The 17,102-nt window shown below is 56.8% G+C and carries 14 protein-coding genes; 8 read left to right on the top strand and 6 right to left on the bottom strand.

The features are described from left to right. Window positions 1-976: 976 nt before the first annotated feature. The 3 genes from A3AI_RS0134545 to A3AI_RS48240 form a co-directional block, all read right to left on the bottom strand. Window positions 977-2,008: an autoinducer binding domain-containing protein gene (locus A3AI_RS0134545; protein ID WP_084801136.1), complete on the bottom strand. Its 1,032-nt coding sequence runs from the start codon at window positions 2,006-2,008 to the stop codon at window positions 977-979. A 160-nt stretch (window positions 2,009-2,168) separates the two neighbouring features. Continuing rightward, window positions 2,169-2,423, bottom strand: coding sequence for a hypothetical protein (locus A3AI_RS46635; protein ID WP_084801130.1), 255 nt, complete (start codon window positions 2,421-2,423; stop codon window positions 2,169-2,171). 88 nt (window positions 2,424-2,511) lie between these two features. Continuing rightward, entirely contained in the window at window positions 2,512-2,958 is a 447-nt protein-coding gene (locus A3AI_RS48240; RefSeq protein WP_156928071.1) for a hypothetical protein, read from the bottom strand. Window positions 2,959-3,090: 132 nt separating this feature from the next. On the opposite strand from A3AI_RS48240, the gene aepX reads away from it, so the two are divergent. From aepX to A3AI_RS46630, 6 genes are all read left to right on the top strand, one after another. Next, entirely contained in the window at window positions 3,091-4,248 is a 1,158-nt protein-coding gene (gene aepX / locus A3AI_RS0134540; RefSeq protein ID WP_502685783.1) for a phosphoenolpyruvate mutase, read from the top strand. 585 nt (window positions 4,249-4,833) lie between these two features. Next, a complete protein-coding gene (locus A3AI_RS0134535; RefSeq protein ID WP_024519927.1) occupies window positions 4,834-5,628 on the top strand; it encodes a phosphocholine cytidylyltransferase family protein in 795 nt (264 codons plus the stop codon). 11 nt (window positions 5,629-5,639) lie between these two features. Next, window positions 5,640-6,248 carry a CDP-alcohol phosphatidyltransferase family protein gene (locus A3AI_RS0134530; protein WP_024519926.1) on the top strand — a complete coding sequence of 203 codons (609 nt, stop codon included), beginning with the start codon at window positions 5,640-5,642 and terminating at the stop codon, window positions 6,246-6,248. Between the two features lie 322 nt (window positions 6,249-6,570). After that, window positions 6,571-7,371, top strand: coding sequence for an aminotransferase class IV (locus tag A3AI_RS44015; protein WP_156928070.1), 801 nt, complete (start codon window positions 6,571-6,573; stop codon window positions 7,369-7,371). A 1,361-nt stretch (window positions 7,372-8,732) separates the two neighbouring features. Next, a complete protein-coding gene (locus tag A3AI_RS48235) occupies window positions 8,733-8,999 on the top strand; it encodes a hypothetical protein (RefSeq protein ID WP_156928069.1) in 267 nt (88 codons plus the stop codon). A gap of 152 nt (window positions 9,000-9,151) precedes the next feature. Further along, window positions 9,152-9,649 carry a GNAT family N-acetyltransferase gene (locus A3AI_RS46630; protein ID WP_084801128.1) on the top strand — a complete coding sequence of 166 codons (498 nt, stop codon included), beginning with the start codon at window positions 9,152-9,154 and terminating at the stop codon, window positions 9,647-9,649. 1,265 nt (window positions 9,650-10,914) lie between these two features. Here the strand turns inward: A3AI_RS46630 and A3AI_RS0134520 are convergent. Together A3AI_RS0134520 and A3AI_RS0134510 are read right to left on the bottom strand one after the other, a co-directional pair. Next, entirely contained in the window at window positions 10,915-11,661 is a 747-nt protein-coding gene (locus A3AI_RS0134520) for a GntR family transcriptional regulator (RefSeq protein WP_024519925.1), read from the bottom strand. Window positions 11,662-12,048: 387 nt separating this feature from the next. Beyond that, window positions 12,049-13,170, bottom strand: coding sequence for an aminotransferase-like domain-containing protein (locus A3AI_RS0134510; RefSeq protein ID WP_024519923.1), 1,122 nt, complete (start codon window positions 13,168-13,170; stop codon window positions 12,049-12,051). 153 nt (window positions 13,171-13,323) lie between these two features. Here A3AI_RS0134510 and ilvE point away from each other — a divergent pair, with 153 nt between their 5' ends. Continuing rightward, window positions 13,324-14,301, top strand: coding sequence for a branched-chain-amino-acid transaminase (ilvE, locus tag A3AI_RS0134505; protein ID WP_051382616.1), 978 nt, complete (start codon window positions 13,324-13,326; stop codon window positions 14,299-14,301). Window positions 14,302-14,573: 272 nt separating this feature from the next. Here ilvE and A3AI_RS50050 read toward each other — a convergent pair whose 3' ends face one another. Further along, window positions 14,574-14,705 (bottom strand): hypothetical protein, encoded by a 132-nt coding sequence (locus tag A3AI_RS50050; RefSeq protein WP_283807306.1) that lies wholly within the window; start codon window positions 14,703-14,705, stop codon window positions 14,574-14,576. Between the two features lie 805 nt (window positions 14,706-15,510). Between A3AI_RS50050 and A3AI_RS44010 the strand changes: the two genes are divergently transcribed. Beyond that, on the top strand, window positions 15,511-17,102 hold a 1,592-nt coding region (locus tag A3AI_RS44010; RefSeq protein ID WP_245287018.1), incomplete at its 3' end, for a carbohydrate porin.

Genomic DNA, 17,102 nt, shown 5'->3' with positions numbered 1-17,102 from the left:
GTGACGCTTGGCGGTCAGATCGGCTACCGTTTGCAGTCCGGCCCGTTGGTGTTCGGCATTCGAGGGCCAGGGCAACCGGGCTGACTTGACCGGCTCCAATGTCAGCCTGACGTTCCCACGGAGCATCAACAGCACCGAGACGGATGCGCTCGGCTTGCTCACCGGCCAACTCGGTTACGCCTTCAACAACCTACTGCTTTGCGCCACAGTCGGTGCTGCGGCGACCAGCAGCACGTATGACCAACGCCGCGGGTGCGCAGCTGGCTAGCAGTGATGGCAGTGGTTGGGACACTGTGCACGGAGCCGGCAGGGGCGGATTCGCATCGAACTGGTCCCTCGACGTAGAATACGATCACCTGTTTAGACAGCAACGCAAAATGAACTTCGCCACGAGCGTGGCGGCCCCCCACTAGGACGGTTCGGATCAGCCGCCAGTACGGTAGGGACCGATCGCATTCGTCAAGATTTCGATCTCCCGACGATCCGGCTCAATTGCGGGTTCGCCGGCCCGCCGAGCTTCAAATACTGAACTCTTCGCGTTCGAACGGCGGATCGAATGCCCCGGCCCTCAGCCGGGGCTCTTTTTTTGCGCTTCACCATCTGGCAACAGCCTTATCTTCTTCATCGGAAGCCATACCTGTCACATTTCCCATGGCATTTCCCGGTTAGGCTGTGTCGGTTGCCGCGCTCGGGACTGAGGTACTCGCGAGAGCGCGGGCATTGCGATAAGAAGCTGGCCCGAAAACGGGCGCGCGTCGAAGCGTTGCAACCAAAGAACGCGGGTTCTCACTTGAGCAGCACGAAATGTGCGCACTTTGAAGCGCCTCAGAACTCGGGGCTGAGTATCATTCACGCTGAATGGCGGGCACCATGCGAATATAGCGCTCAGCTTTTGCGGCTATACCGAGTCGCAGCCACTCGCAAGCTTGTCGTGGTCCGGATGGTGGCCAAGAGTCTAGTCCCTCATCATCGCCGATCAAATAAGATTGAGACGAATCGCTTTGACGATGGCATGGGTCCGATTAGAAGCATCGAGCGTCTGGATTGCGTTCTTGACATGGAAGTTGACCGTATTTTCGCTAACTTTGAGTATCATGCCGATTTCCCAGGAGGACTTGCCCTCTGCTCCCCAGCGCAAGCACTCTTTTTCACGTTCTGATAGTCTAATTTTCCCGTCGCAAGCGCTCTCCGAGGGCGGGGCTATCTCGGCAAATGCGACATGAAAATTCCAGGCCAACACGCTGAGACGGCTCATACGATTCTGAGGATCGGCATCCTCGGAACTGGATGCAAACGACATGACAGATAATTGCCCGGACGGTCCAAACAATGGTATGCTGATCCCATGCTTTAGGCCTGCATCCTTAGCTTCGTCCAGTACTCGCTGCTCGCCACGTTGCAGTTGATATTGGGCTCCCAATTGGTCCCACAGAAAGGGCCGCGAAAGCATTGGCGCGCGCCGGACCACGGGGTCGATCACGCGGTACTTGCGTTCAGAATAGCGCTGGCACCAGCCCGACGGAAAATTGACCGTCTCTGCGGGCGGGAGGTACTGGAGCCGTAACGACTCGGCCGCGGTGAGTGCTCCATAAGCGACTTCGCTGAACCCCTCCTCGCTTGCGCAGCTCACAAGAAGGTCGAATAATGCCTTGGTAGAGTGCGTGCGCTTCGCGCATTCGATGAAGCTGAACAAATCAGTAATGCTGCGAGGCGGCGCCGCAAGACTATCTTTTGCTAAGGCCTGAGTGATGGCTCCGCATTCACGCTCATGCTCCGGAGGATGGTGTTCACCAACACAGCACAACGCTTCAGTTTGCCTACCCGCTGTGATCTTTGTTGCATACCGATCGTCGCCTTTCTTCGCGCTGCTTTGGCACCAAGCACGAGCGAATATTCGGCTCGGTCGCGCGGCACGATATTGATGTCGGAGTCGGTCATAGCTGATGCGGACGCGATACCGGCAACGCCGGCGCCTGATAAAACGGAGCCGAACCTTTGCTCGCTTCATCACAAACTCCTCTAGCGTGCGATCCGGTCGGGCGAAGACAGCGAGAGCCACACACCTACGCCAACGATCAGCGCGCCAAAGCCGGATGGCGCCACAGCAGATTGCAAGATGGGTCTCAAACATCGGCGCGTTCTTCTTATTTTTTTTAGCGCGCCTCAGCTCAGTAGCTGGCGTTGACGAGCCGCACTCGCAAGCCAGACGGTGTTGAGACCAAAGCGCGCACATAGCAGCCGCCATAAGGATAGACGCCGTAGCCGTAGTGATAGGCGCGATGACCATAATAGACGGGCCGCCTATCGCGTGGTCCCCACCAGGAGAGGGCCCAATGCCGGTCGCACCCAGAAGCCGAAGTCGGCATTAGCGCCGCCCCCAGCAGTCCCACAGCAACGCCAAAAAATGAGAGTTTGCGAAGCATCGTTACCTCCATAGATTGAGCGAGTGCGCGCCACGGCCGAAAGCCGAGGGCGGGCATTACCTCCGTTGGCCTGTAGCCCGGCGCGGCGCTACAGATGGGCGATAGCAAGCAGCGTACCAGTTGCCGCACTCGACAGAATCGGCGGTTTGGATAAGCCATTGAGGAGATTGCCGGGAGCTTGGTGAGCTTGATCCACAGGGAACGAATGTGACATACGTCGGAAATGTGACACCGCGCCGTGCAGGGCGGTCTTGGTAATAATCGATCCAGACAAAGAAGAGCGCATCACCAGCGAAACCTCGTGCCGCGTCGCTTCTAGTGTGATGGCGAAGTCGCTCCACAATGAGCGGCCGCTCTGCTTGAGAGCATTGAAACGTTCAACTGACTTGCATGAAGGCCATTCTTCGATTTCTAACCGGGGGAAGCAACCGGTAAAGCCCGGACGACCGCTGCCACTTGCGTTCCAAGGTGAATTCGACACCGTTCGATCGCTCGACCGATGATTGATTCCAACACGCGACCAAAGCTCTCCCACCTACAGGCTCGACGCCGACTTGCTCGCCGTTGTTTCTGGCAGATCGTTCCAGTGAGAGAGAGGGCTCATCAAGAGTATTGGTGAGAGGTCTGGAGCGAGTCACTTGTCGTTCGGCCGGATGAAGCAGATGCCGTGCGTGCGCTCAAATGGCGCAATGCCAACGAACGGGTCGAACTTTGGATATCCGAGCGACGCTCGAGCGGCTTGTCACCGCGCGACCCTCTCCAGGGCTTCTGCATGAAGGCGCAGCAGTTTATTTGCCAAGTCAACTACCAACCCGAACAATCGATAAAGATGACAGACGTGTGTCACTTATCGCCGTGTAGATATCGATCGGGCAAGTGCGCCCGTAAGGAGCTCGGCATGCAATATCAACCACAGCCCGTCATCGCGGACGCCCCAGACCAAAGCGCGGCCTCCTCACTCGCGGATGTGCTGCGCGCCCAGATCTGCTCGAATCGTGATCTCTCCTTTGTCATGGAAGCGCACGACGCACTCTCCGGCCTGATTGCAAAACGCGCAGGTTTCAAGGCTCTCTGGGCTTCGGGTCTGTCAATAGCGTCCTCTCTCGGCTATCGCGACGCCAACGAAGCCTCATGGAGCGAACTTGTCGACGTGGTCGAGCGGATCGTGGACGCCACTGAGCTCCCTGTGCTGGTAGACGGTGATGGCGGCTTCGGGAATTTCAATAATGCCCGTCTGCTCGCACGAAAACTCTGCCAGCGCGGCGCTGCCGGCCTAGCGCTCCAGGATAGCTGCTTTCCTAAGATGAACTCATTTGTTGGCGATCGCCATCCGCTCGCCGACATCGATGAATTCTGCGGCCGTTTGCGGGCCGTGAAGGACACCGTGGCAGAAGATCTGGTCCTCGTGGCCCGGATCGAAGCCTTGATTGCAGGTCATGGAATGGATGACGCAATCTTACGGGCCAGCGCTTATGCTGCCGCCGGCGCCGACGCGATACTCATTCACTCTCGTGAGACCACCGCCGACGAGATATTCTCGTTTGCGCGCGCCTGGCACAATTGCCTACCCGTCGTGGTAGTTCCCACCAAATACTATCGAACGCCAGCCTCTGCATATCGAAATGCCGGGATCTCAACGGTGATTTGGGCCAACCACTCCGTGCGAGCTGCAATCGGAGCAATGCAGCACGTCTGCGGCCGCATTATTTCGGAGGAAAGCGTTGAGGGCATTGAACCTCATATCGCAACGCTTGAGGCGGTTTTCGAGCTACTGGGATACGACGAACTCGCTCGAGCGGAGGCGCGATATCTCCAGATACGTTGATGGACGCGTGCCCTACCAAGGGAGCGATCTGCTCTTTCCAAAGACTCACTGGTCCTCCACTCTCACGTTCATTTCGAACTTGGCCACTCCGGTTGGTGGTCTTCGATCCAGGAGGTATCCCATGTACTGACCCTGATGCGCCTAACACTTGCCGAGAACCTTGAACGGCCCTTACAACACAAGCCGTGGTTCTCGCCGCTCGAATGGACTCAAGACTAAGCCCGTGGAGGCACGACTAAGCCCGCGCACCGAATTGATTTCGAACCCATTGGCAACGAGGCGGGATGCTCGGATACCGCCCAATGCGTCTCAGCTGTCAGATCCTACGAGTCGGGAGCGACCATCATGACTGGCTCTGTCGGCGGTTAGCGCTGCCTTAGCCACCTCGAGTGAGGGTTGGTCAACTACCAAGGACGGTGATTGAGTTGCTTTCGCTGTGAGATAATATCGATGCCCGCGCGATCATCGGTTCTGCTGGAGGTGTCGGGTCCCCGAAAGCACTGCTCGGCACAACAAATGTCCCCGCTAGCACCACAATGGGCGATAGCCTTAGCCCGATATCCCAGTAACGACGAGGGGAATGAAATGACAATCAATGCTCCCAAGACAGCGGTCATTCTTGCTGCCGGCTGCGGTTCTCGCTTGCGACCACTGACCGATCTGCGGCCCAAACCGCTCGTCGAGGTGAATGGGACACCGATTCTACACAACGCGTTGCGAAGGCTCGAAGGAGTTGGCGTTGAAGAGGTGACGATCGTCGTAGGCTACCGCAAGGATGCCATTCAATACGCTTGCGGCCACCGTTTCGGAGCCCTCAAGATCAGCTATGTCGAATCCTCTGTTTTTGACCGAACTGGAAGCGCCTATTCCCTTTGGCTGGCGCGCGACGCGCTACTTTCCGGAGACTGCTATCTGCTCGAGGGTGATGTCTTTTTCGAGGAAGATGCGCTTCGCTATATCTCTCTCGGTTACGGCGACGCCGCGGCCGTTGTGCCGTTCGACTGTACGATGGAAGGATCGGCTGCGCTGCTTTCGGAGAGAGGATTTATTACTAGTTTTCGTATGAAGCAAACGGCAGCGAATCTCGGCGCGGGTAGTCCCAGGCTGTTCAAAACAATGAACCTGTTGCGCCTTGTCGCGGCGACGCTCAGATCGGTGATTGTTCCTGCTCTGGATAACATCATCAGCTCCGGCGCGACGCAAGGCTATACGGAGGAGCTCCTCGCGTATCTTGTCGAAAGACGAGGTCTCCAGCTCGCAGCCGCACGCTGTGACGGCGTCAGGTGGTACGAGATCGACAACGAGGAGGACCTGCGCAAGGCGGAGCGGATATTCTTGAGCGAGAACCCAATCGGATCGGTCGTCTCGGCGGCAGAATGAAGAGGAACCAGATGCTGAAATATCTTCGGGATCCGGCAAACGTCATCACAACGGGCGGCATTCTCTTCTCGTCTGTCAGCCTTTTCTTCGCTGTCTCAGGCCGCCTGGAGCTCGCTGTAGCTACTGCTCTTTGGGCCGTATTGTCCGATCATCTTGACGGTATTGTAGCGGCGCGCACCAAGAATCGCGATCCAAATATTGCGAAAATGGGGAAAAGCCTCGATGGCTTCGGGGACATAATATACGGCGCGGTATTACCAGCCGTTATCTTGTTTCAGGTAAGCCACGCCTCACTTATTGGCTTGGCGACTGGAAGCGCATTACTTGCGGCCGGCGCAATTCGTCTTAGCTACTTCGCGAATTTCGGTAAATCATGCGATGGACGTTTCGTAGGATTACCACTATCATACGATGTGCCTTTGCTGGCTCTCGCCTTCGTAGCCCGGCCGTTGGTCGCGGATGACCTTTTCACAACATTTGCGCTTGGCATTTTTCTCGCACTTGCGGTGTTGCATGTCGTACCTATTCGTGTGTCGTCGCTGAATACAGCTGCATACGTCGCAATTTCGATCTTCGTCGTGATCGCTTCAACGACCCTAGCGTTGAGGTCTCTGCATTAGCCAGGTTCGGAGCGCGTGGCATCGGCCACCACCCTCCGTCATACAATGCGAAACGTTCTAGTCTCTACCTGGTGAACCGCCCCCCGCGAGCACCTTGATCGACAGAAGTGGCTTAGACCTCTCAGACATCGTTGCGTTCCACGCCAGAGACCAAATAATGGGCCGGGTTAGGATGCTCCATTACATTAGCAACCTGCAACTTGGCCAGCGAGCAGGCTAGCAGCCGGACCGTTGGGCACTGCACCGGCCTGATGTTTAGCAATTCTTTATTGATCGAACGAAGTCTCACAAAGAATGGCTATAGCAGCATAGGTGAACATACATGGCCGCGACGACATTTGTATATCTCAACGGCCGCATTGTTCCATGGCACGACGCGAAAGTGCATGTATTCGCGCCTGTGTCGAAGTATGGCATAGGTGTCTTTGAGGGAATACGCGGCTACTGGAACGAAGAGAGACAACAATTATACCTCTTTCGAGTCGCAGAGCACCTTGAACGGTATGCTTTCTCGCAAAAAGCGATGCGATTCGATCAAGGGCCACCCAGCGAGGAGTTGGCTGAAGCGCTTGTTCATCTGTGTCGCGCAAATGCTTTTCGTATGACCGTCCATATCCGGATGATGGCCTTCATTGACGGCTTTGGCGAGATGAGCGCCACTGGGCCCGTAGGAACCGCAATCACAGCGTTGCCACGGGAGAGTACTAAATATTCCGCCGAAGGCGCTTCTGCTCAGATCAGCTCCTGGACGCGTATGCCCGACAGCGTTATGCCTGCCCGTATCAAATGCAACGCAAATTATCATAACGCTCGATTGGCGATCATGCAGGCGCAACGTGATGGTTACGACGTCGCCTTCCTCCTGAATTCAAGAGGAAAGCTCGCCGAGGCGCCTGCTATGTGCGTATTCATCATTCGCGGTGGTCAGCTGATCACGCCGAGCGGAACGAGCGACATATTAGAGTCGATTACGCGCCAAACAGTTATCGAGTTAGCACGTGAATATCTTGGGTTAGTGACCATCGAGCGCGATGTCGACCGAACGGAATTGATCCTCGCTGACGAGGTCTTCTACTGCGGCACTGGCGCCGAAATCAGACCGGTGACGTCAATAGACGCGTAGTTGTTGGAAGCGGTCAACCTGGACTCATCACGCAACAATTGATGCAGATCTATCGAGCGCTCGTGATGGGCACGGATAGTCGGCATGCCTCGTGGCGGACCCCTATCTATTGTTGATATTGAGGCGGATCTGCCTCTTGAGAGCTAGCCTCAGATCTGATGTCGTCTTCGCGCTACGAAGGCTCGCAGTGTATCTTCCAGAGGGTTGGTGCCTTTGGGGACAGTGAGCCAACTTTCCGCCACCCGCCACAATGTAGGCTGACTGCGCCAGCACTGTCCTGCAGCAAAGCCGACGCTCGGTTGCTGGCCGTCCGCGGGACGCTCTTAATTGTAGTACCTGCTTCGTTTCTGGACTTTTTCTTGGCGTCCGCGAGCCCCCCAAGGCGGGGCGGTCATCTTTCCGGGAGCGAGAAGTCACATGCGACACCGCGCGAGCAACCCTCTAGGTCGAGATACGAGAACTCGCTGCCTCGACTGATCTGAACCGTCAGTGTAAGTCGCACTTTATTGCACATTATTTCGAGCCTCTAGCGTTGGCGTGAAACCGGAGCAGGAACGAAAATCCTCTGCAGCGAAGCTTGCGGCCGGTCACGCAAATGTACATACCGGGGTCTTGGTGCCAGCTTGATGATCGCCACGCAGTTTGCGTGACAGGCGCGCTCGGGCGTCTATGGCACCGGGCTAACTCGCGATAAACGCGGCGCATCATCCTTTGGCGGACATGGAACTGCTACCGGAAACGAAGCCCCGAAAGCTACCCGGGTTGGCCGAAGCACAACGTTCCCGTGCTGGGACACTGCCATCGAACAACGGATCGTGGAGATCTTGTCATGTTCGCATTCCTATTTTGTGGCTGCCACCGTTTCATGTCGTACTTCGCCCTGAATGATAGTGTCATAGGCCGCCAGTTGGTGCACTTCGCTTTCGGCCTTTGCCGTCCGATCGGCCCCTACAAGAGAGCAAAGGACGATAAGCGTCTCAAAGTGCTCAGATGCCCAGAACGCGTTCATTGAGGTCTGCCACCAGCTTGCTTCGGCGTACTATTCCTCCTACGAGATGGAGTACTTGCCCATTGGATTTCGGAAGAAGCACGCCAAGCGTCAACAACGAATGTTGAGAGGCGATCGCAAGTCGCCACCCCCTCAGAAATCGGAAGGGTTCACTTCTAGAATGAAGTGAGCTTAGCGCGTGTAGCGTTGGTGCGCAGCATTGCAAAATGGACAACGGAGCGCCACGAGTGCGGGAGGTCGAAAACGCCCGCGCGTGGTCAACTACCAGCCCTTGTAATTGATTCTGATAACCCAAGCATGTCACTGATTAGTTTGCCGTCCCGGGTCAAGACGTCACCTAACGGAGTTATGCATGCAATACAAACTCAAACTGCTATCGATGGCTGTCTCGACAAATGCGTCGACTCGTCGTCGTCAGCTGACTACTCGGACCTGCCCCAACCGTGACTTCTTCTTCCTTTGTCGGCGGCGGATTGCAACGAAAAGCGTATGGCAGCATCGTCATGACAACTTTGAAGGACGTTCTGTTCAACAAAAGAGTGGCTACTTTTCCCGTGATCAAGCCATCATCCAACTCGAGATCGCCGTTGGTTCCGATGCGATAGAAAGCTCCGAATGAAGCTCGGGGTTCCGGCCGATGAATATGAGACCATCCGAGGATTCGATCGCGCGTCTTGGTGGTAAAAGACGCTGGGAGGGACTGAATAGATGACAAGGGACTGAATAAATCGACGACAATTGCCGCGCTCGAAGAAGACGATAGGGGTACTGATGCAGATCTCCATAATGGAAACAAAGCTGGATAAAGTTCTACCGGTTCGCCATAAGCTCCTCAAACCGGACAGTTGGCCGACGGATAAGCCATTCGAATTAAGATTGACGTCGGCCGACATCTCCGAGCTTGCTATACACCTGCTAGCATCGGCCAACGGGCGAACAATTGGAATCTTGTCGGCTGGTCCTGAATTCTGTCCTTTTACCTCCTGCAATGATGCTTGGAGGACAAGAGGTTTTGCTGTCGACAAGACTGTCAGGAGACAAGGAGTTGGAACGGCATTGATGAAAGCTATTATGCTAAAGACGTACAGGCGAGGAGCCCGATCCCTTTGGGGTACCCCGCGAATTGTCGGGGCACTGCACACGCATATGCATTTTGGCTGCGAAACCATTGGCGAGCAATATGATGTCCCTCAGTTTGGTCTCCATCAAAATGTGATTTCCCGTTTAACGGATGATCTGATTTCATCCCTCGGTGACGGTATTGAATGACGCCGAATAGATGGCATCACGCGGTCACGGCATCTCGAGGTCGGCTGCTAAACCGTAGGGACTAGTCCGTGAATGGCCGAAGTTCTCGAAGATCACATATCCCGCACGCGCACTTTGATTCTGCTGGCCGGCTCCAGGTGTGAAGGTGGTCCCACGTAGTGGACGGTGTTCTATAATCGAAGAAATCCTAGCGTCTCATCCCCGGAAATTCATGTGAGCCAGCATTTGTCTACGCGCAAACGGCACACGGATCATAGAGATCCAGCCGACCGGTTATCATGCTTCTCGCGGTTCAGTGCTGCGATGCCGACCTGCAGAAGACTCGAGAAGAATTTTTAGTACGTTGAATGCCAAGGAGCTAGACGAGACGGCATTGATCAGACCGGCACACCTACTTCGTTACAAGCCTTCCGATCCCGCGGTGAAAGCAGCATTGCACCGACGTTCTCTACTTGATCCGCGGCATAGGGCTTCGAGACGCCAACAGCGATCCGGTGGTCGCATCTATTATATCTCGCAGAACTAGGGGGTCCCCGTGGACATGCTCGACGTTCGGCCCCCCAGGTGCTTCGCGTGTGCAAGTACGCTCTACGGCTGCAACAGCCGGCGGCGCTATCAAATATGCGATCTGGCCGAGCCATAATTTCAATGTCCGGCCAGTACCAACACAGACACGCACGACGATTTCAGTGGCGGCATCGGGGTCACCGGCCCCACCGTCACGGACGAGATCGCGGCGAGTCTGATGGGGCCAGTACCATGAGAATTACCGCTACGATCGTGACGTCACGGTCGCGGCGGACGTCGAAGTCGACGTCAGGAGCGTCGGGCTTGGAAAGGCAGTCCGCTATTGAAGCCGAATATACCAAGTTCATCCGACGCTGCCTGGCCAGCAGCGTGGGGCTTCAAAATGCTGAATAGCCTCTCCCAAGCGCCCAATCAGACGACCAACAGATCGATCACCCATGATTTACGAGTGACAATAGCAGACTCCAGATTGCCGCATGCCTGCGGGTGACGAGACGTGTGTTCGTCGACTTCACGTCAGCTCTACGTGTAGATCCACACAGCCTGGGAGCCGTCCGGAGGCCATTGGACGCTGGAAAGTCGGATGACCAACTTCCTGAATCACCGCTTGCGGCCCCGACAGTCCGCATGCGCGGTCGACTTGGCAGCCGGTATGTGGACTTGAACCACTTGGTCGGTCATCGCAGCCCTTCGCCTTCGCTTTAGCTGGTCCTCTTAGGCAGAGCGCCGTTCCGGTTTCAGCACTCGAACACGAACTCGACCCGGCTGGTAGCGTAGACCACCTGCCCCAGTGAAATTGGCTTCCCACTGCTGTCGACATTGACGACGTCCGTCTGGGTCACCGGCTCGCTTGTCGGAATTTTGAGCTGCTCGACCTCGGGAATGGTCGGCATGCGCGAGCGCATGCGCACCCACTTGCGGTGGTAATTGGTGACACCTACCCTTCTAAGCACGGCAGTCGTCGAGAAAATCGTGTCGCCGCCTTTCGACGCTTTCTCGAAGGCGGCAGCAAGCTTACCCAAGTCGTCAAAGACGAAGTAGCTCGGTCCATAGGAAATAGGCACCCCGTCGGCCTCGCTGCGAATGGTCACGACAAGGACGAAGGTCCCCTCCCGTGCTTCCAGCGGGGCTGCAACAGCCGCCGAGGCGGGGATGATCACTGTGCTGATCAGCCGGCGTGTTGGCTTTCTGCGATTCTCGAGAATATTCTCCTCGAAATAACTCCGGGTACCGAAGCGATAGTTGATGACGTTGCCCGTGATAAAGGTGCCACGCCCCTGCTCGACGCTGACCAATCCCTCGGACGAGAGATGGTTGAGCGCGCGAAGTACCGTGAGGCGGCTGACGCCGAAGCGCGTTGCGAGGTCCGGAGCAGACGGCAGGCGCATTCCAGGCAGAAGCACACCCCGATTTATCTCGTCGATGATGGTGTCGACAATCCGCCGCCAAATCTGAATACCCTGTGCTGTATCCTCGCGCGCCATAAGTCCTGTCGTTCCCCTCCATTGCATGGGCCATCATCAGCGAGGATGGCTGCGACTGCCAATAAAGAATCCTCTAGTTGAGTAGACCATGGCCGCCGGATCACACATCTGGTGCCGCTTCTTTGCGGATTGCAATCATGGCACCGCGTGAGGCGCGGTGCTCTTTCTTTCGCGTACGCTGTAACGCTCCGGGAGCCACTGTCCTCGGCGATTGCGTCGCAGTCGCAAGACACATGATCATGACCATCCCCGAGATTGGTCGGAGCAAAGCCGTCTCGACCTGGCTCCGCAACAGCCTTGTAGCCCTGCGCCGCAGCTTGCTTGACAGGCGCCACTTTTTGAATGCGAGGCTCATCGGGCAAACGTCTGTCGTATGCGCGTTCCTCGCTAGAGGGGGCTTGCGCGAGAAGCCGCTTCGGCCAGTTCACAGACGACGCCGGCTATCACGTCGAGACCGCGCGCAAGCTCTTCCCGCGTTTCGGGCGAGCCGAAGCAGATCCGGGCAGCGTCGGGCACCGGCTGGGTATTGTTGACGAACGGGGCAGCATCTCCCGCCAAAACGTTGCGCGCTGCGAGCTGGCGGTGAAAGCTCTCGCGCGAGCCGGCCGGTAGTGAAAGCCAACCATGGATAGCCCCCGCGGGAGAAAGGAAATCGAGTGCTCCCAGCGCGTCGACGGCAAGCGCGTGGCGGGCCGCCGCTTCGGCGCGAACCGCCTCGAAGATAGTCTCGGCCTGACCGGTCGCTATCCAATCGCCAACTATTGCCGCAGTGAGCGGGGCTGCCATCCAGAAGGTCGAGCGGACGCCGGGCCAGAAAGCACGTCGGGCTTCTTCGGACGACGGTGCGACCACGTAAGCAAAGCGCAGGCCCACATTGAAGCTCTTGCCGAGCCCGAGCACATACCAAGTGATCTCGGGCGCCAGGCACGCAAAGGGAGGCGGCGCATCGAGCGGTAACGCGCTGTAGATATCGTCTTCGACGATGCGCAGGTCGTGCGCTCTGGCGACCTCGACGATGGCGCGACGGCGATCGAGCGGCATGATCGTCGTCGTCGGGTTTTGGAGTGTTGCGAGACAGTACAGTGCCTTGGGCCGATGGACCCGGCAGGCCTCATCCAGGGCCTCCGGAATCATACCAGCCTCATCCACAGGGACGGTAGCGGTCTTAAAACCATACTGACGAGCGATCGCCGGTACCGCGGGGTACGTCAGCGGCTCGGTGAGCAACGTATCGCCCGGACGCATCACCGCCGGATAGATCATGTTCATCGCCGAGAGCGTACCGTTGGTCAGCACGACCCGATCGGGATCGGGCCTGTCTTTGAGGCGATGTGCCGTCCAGCGGGCACCATGCTCGCGATCAGTAGGAGTGCCCATAAAGCGATGGGTACGCGAGAGTTCGGTGAAGTTGGTGACTGCGAGGAGGTTCCTGAGCGCGGAGCGGAAGGCTTTGTCGGTCGCTGGCGTGGGCGGTGGGAGGTTGCGGCTGAGATCTGCGATAGACGGCATGAAGGCCCCTCGTACGGCAATGGATTGTCAAAGCATATCATAATGTGATCTATACTACTAGATCTATTCTTCCGGTTGATATAGAGGCTTCAAGGTCATTCCGCCGTGGGAACGGAGCAGTCTACGGAATATTCGACTCTAGGCGATGGCTGCATGAATGGGCTCGAGACGCAATCCTGCGTCGACGGCTCCACTCGAATACAAGGACTTCTGATGGCGCTTGCCCCATATGCTTCGATCAATGGCACAGTTGTTCCCTGGGACGAGGCCAGAATTCATGCCTTCAGTCCCGCCGCCAAATATGGAATTGGCGTGTTCGAAGGCGTGCGCGCCTATTGGAGCGCAGAGCGCAAATGCTTGCTGCTGTTCCGCTTGGGGGATCATCTCAATCGGTTGGCCTACAGTCAGCGCGCGGTGAGGTTCGACCCGACGCCGGCGAACGCGGATATCGAGCGGTGGACGGTGGACCTTCTGCGGGTCTGCGGGTTCCGCGAGAGCACGCATATTCGCATTATGTGCTATCTCGACGGGCAGGGCGATATGGCGGTCTCGGGACCGATCAGCGTTGCGATCACCGCGCTCGCCCGACCGGTTCCGCCAGCAGTGGCCCAAGGCGTGCAGGTTCAGGTGTCGAGCTGGGTCCGCATCGCCGACAGGGCGATGCCGGCGCGGATCAAGGCTAATGCCAACTATCACAACAGCCGACTCGCCCACATGCAGGCGCTAGCGGACGGCTATCACAACGCCTTAATCCTTAATGATCGCGGCAATCTCGCCGAGGCTCCGACCGCGACGCCGTTTATCGTGCGCAACGGGGTCGTGATCACGCCTAGCCTTAGCGACGATGTGCTGGAGAGCATCACACGAGATACCATTATCCGGCTCGCTGCCGACCATCTCGGCGTTCCGACCGAAGAGCGCGTGGTCAACCGCAGCGAGCTCTATGCAGCGGATGAAGCTTTCATCTGCGGAACTGGCGCCGAGGTGACGCCCGTACTCGGCATTGACCGCATGCCGGTCGGCAAAGGCGCGATCGGTCCGATGGTCAAAGCATTGCAGGACGCCTATTTCAATCTCGTTCACGGCCGGCTGAACTATCGCGGCCATTGGCTCCGCGAGGTGGAGCTGTAACCGCCCACATTCTGCTCGCACTGCGGCGGCGTCGAGCGCAACGTGGCGCATTGCGGAACCGGACGGCGGGCGCATATGTCGAGTACAGAGAAAGCCGCATTGCCCGGACGATCCCTCGCCCGCCGCATGCTTTTCGATCCCAGCCACGTGATGCGGATCGAGTTCGGTTTTGAAGCTGAAACCGTGTCGCCGCCCACTATCTTGTACTCATACACGGCAACGACTGAGCCATTTCAAGATGATAGTGAGAACTCCATTCGTTTTATCTGGGCTCAGCACAACGTCTTCTCATCTATGACAATCATCGCCGGGCCGATGTCGGTCCGCACGGCGCGGCTACACCCGAGGAACTTGTAGGAGTTGGCATCGTCCTGGATCAGCTTTTCCGAACGCCGTATCCGCATGTTTTTTTCGTCGTGGATTTTGGACCTGCACCTTGAAAGTGACTCACGCCTAAAAAAGCGGACCACGACGCGGCTTACGCCGTCTAAGCGAGCTGAGGTTGGTCCGTAGGCATCTACGGTCGCCCCTACGCCGCTCCCCTGCCGCGGGTGGTGATTTCACGGCTGCTGGACCACCTTCGAGCCATGGAGTTCCGCGTAAGATTCCGAGGGGTAGACAGCACGATCGGCGCCCAAGGAAAAAGCGACTCCGGCGCAAGGGCGTGATCTGCGAAGATGACTTGCTTTTGATCGGCTCCCGGGAGCAACGCCGTCGAACTCGTCTTCCGAAGGAGTCATGCTCGCACCATTGCCATGTCTCGGACGCAACGGTTTCAACGCACCTAGCGATCTTGGGTTCTTGCCGACCGGCCAGATAGAGAACGCCGAGCGGGTCGAACCAATACCACATCAATATCGAGAGCAGGCGCAGCCTGCCGGAACTTCGGGCTTCGTAGGTGTCAACCCCGACGAGCGTGGCCGGGTTCTCGTAGCCGCACCGCGCTTTCAGTCCATACGAACACAAGGGAGGCTTGGTACTACCGCGTCGGGAGTTCGAGACCTTCTCAGGAGGGCGCGGAGGCTACCTGGAAGACAACACATTTAGACTAAGCCCTTCCTCTCTCGACGTCCTGTTCTACACGGAGCCCTAGACTCTATCGCATCTTGCTAGAGTTCTCATCAAACTATTCGATATTCGTCATCGGTCCATTGCGATTTCAATGCGATGGATCGCGCGTCAAACGGACTAGTTGTTCTCGAGGGTACTATGCGAGTTGAGATAAATAGCACTGGCGTTGCCAGTGCACACCTTCCACAAAATGATCAGATGAAGCCGCCATACTCAGCCGCGGGCTCTGGTTTCTGCTTTCGACGAGCTAGAAAACAGAAAGGGCTCGTCATCGCACTGGCACTAGCGACGAGTATTGCCGCCAGCCCGGCGCTGGCACAAAATGCCAATATGAGTAACCTAACGACCGACACGCCGGATGAAGTCGCGAAAAGAACAATTCAAAAGAAGGAAGACCCGCTCGCAAAGCGCACTGAAATGCGAGCAGTGGCCGCCATCGCTAGCTCGGCGCTGGCACGAACTACGAGCCTCTCTAAACCACGCAGTGACAGTCCGGATGTCGACCCATTCGCAAAATTCGAGAACCTGCGGGAAAAAGGCACAGTACTGACGGTACCTGGTCCCGCCGATACGATAGATCAGGATAAGGGCGGCGTGAGATCCGCGCTGGCAGAGGTTGGGATCGGTTATGTTGGTTGGACGCAAAACACGTTTGTGAATAATCTCCTGCCGAATGCCGCCAAAAGCACCATCGCCAATCAACTGTATAACGGCCAGAATCCCACATTTAATACGGTAAATGCCATGATGGTGACCTACGATCTCAGCCGGTTTGGGGTACCTGATGGTCAGATCATCGTTGGGACCGAGCAGCAATGGTGGACGTGGAATCCTGGGGGGCCTGATCGAATTGGACTTGCTACATTCGCCTTCTACCAGACTTTTTTCGACAGGAAGCTCGAATTCAAGATAGGGTATCTCAGAAACAGCTACGAGTTTGCAGGCATATGGGTCGGAGGAAACGCAGGAGCAAACGTTTTCGGACCGTCAGGAAACATCCTATATCAAGGAGGCATAGGCAACAACGCCGCGCCGACGCCGGGCATAATCCTGAAGTTCAATGCTGGTGATCAATTGTATAGCAAGGCCTCACTCCAACGCTCGATCAGTCCAGACGGTGTATTTACAGAAGTAACCCAAAATCCCACCGGCTTGACCTGGAGCACGCCGAACACGGGCGTTCTCCTGCTTGATGAAGTCGGGTATCAGAACAAGGCTGCTCGCGGATCGCCCGACACGTGGCTTCGGGCAGGTGCTGGTTTCAACAATAGCAACTACACGAACTTGGAGTATCCGAAACAACCAAGAGCTGACGAGAACAGCTTCTATTACGTCGCCGCGGACAGGCAAGTCTGGCAGACTAACGCCGACAGCTCACCATCTCGTGGCATCTATGGTGGGTTCTCGGTAATGTACGCTCCACCCGACCTGAACAAGGTCAGCCAGTATTATGAGCTTCGACTGTATGTAAAGGGCCCCTTTGACTGGCGGCCTAGCGATCAAATTTCAGTTGTTGCCACCGACACCGCATGGAGTAAGTATTCGGTGGAGTCTGCTTTGGCTGCAGGGAATCTTGTTCATTGGGAGAGTAAAGCGATCTCGGGAACGTATACTGCCCATCTCGCACCCGGAATATATGCAAACATAGGCCTGTCATACATCGATAACCCCACAAGCGTCACATACACGCCCAAAACGGGACACGCGCTGAATTTCTCTGCGTCAACGAC

Origin of the sequence: Bradyrhizobium sp. Tv2a-2, assembly GCF_000472425.1 — a bacterium.
Classification (GTDB): Bacteria; Pseudomonadota; Alphaproteobacteria; order Rhizobiales; family Xanthobacteraceae; genus Bradyrhizobium.
Note: the sequence above shows the minus strand (reverse complement) of the source record. Positions and strands in the feature narration are given on the sequence as shown.

What these genes read in the sequence shown, in the direction of transcription:
- A3AI_RS0134530 (WP_024519926.1), top strand. Translation starts at nt 5,640, where the DNA reads ATGCTGAAATATCTTCGGGATCCGGCAAACGTCATCACAACGGGCGGC.
- ilvE (WP_051382616.1), top strand. Translation starts at nt 13,324, where the DNA reads ATGAATGGGCTCGAGACGCAATCCTGCGTCGACGGCTCCACTCGAATA.
- A3AI_RS0134545 (WP_084801136.1), bottom strand. Translation starts at nt 2,008, where the DNA reads ATGAAGCGAGCAAAGGTTCGGCTCCGTTTTATCAGGCGCCGGCGTTGC.
- A3AI_RS0134510 (WP_024519923.1), bottom strand. Translation starts at nt 13,170, where the DNA reads ATGCCGTCTATCGCAGATCTCAGCCGCAACCTCCCACCGCCCACGCCA.
- A3AI_RS46635 (WP_084801130.1), bottom strand. Translation starts at nt 2,423, where the DNA reads ATGCTTCGCAAACTCTCATTTTTTGGCGTTGCTGTGGGACTGCTGGGG.
- A3AI_RS44015 (WP_156928070.1), top strand. Translation starts at nt 6,571, where the DNA reads ATGGCCGCGACGACATTTGTATATCTCAACGGCCGCATTGTTCCATGG.
- A3AI_RS50050 (WP_283807306.1), bottom strand. Translation starts at nt 14,705, where the DNA reads ATGCGGATACGGCGTTCGGAAAAGCTGATCCAGGACGATGCCAACTCC.
- A3AI_RS0134535 (WP_024519927.1), top strand. Translation starts at nt 4,834, where the DNA reads ATGACAATCAATGCTCCCAAGACAGCGGTCATTCTTGCTGCCGGCTGC.
- A3AI_RS48235 (WP_156928069.1), top strand. Translation starts at nt 8,733, where the DNA reads ATGCAATACAAACTCAAACTGCTATCGATGGCTGTCTCGACAAATGCG.
- A3AI_RS46630 (WP_084801128.1), top strand. Translation starts at nt 9,152, where the DNA reads ATGCAGATCTCCATAATGGAAACAAAGCTGGATAAAGTTCTACCGGTT.
- A3AI_RS0134520 (WP_024519925.1), bottom strand. Translation starts at nt 11,661, where the DNA reads ATGGCGCGCGAGGATACAGCACAGGGTATTCAGATTTGGCGGCGGATT.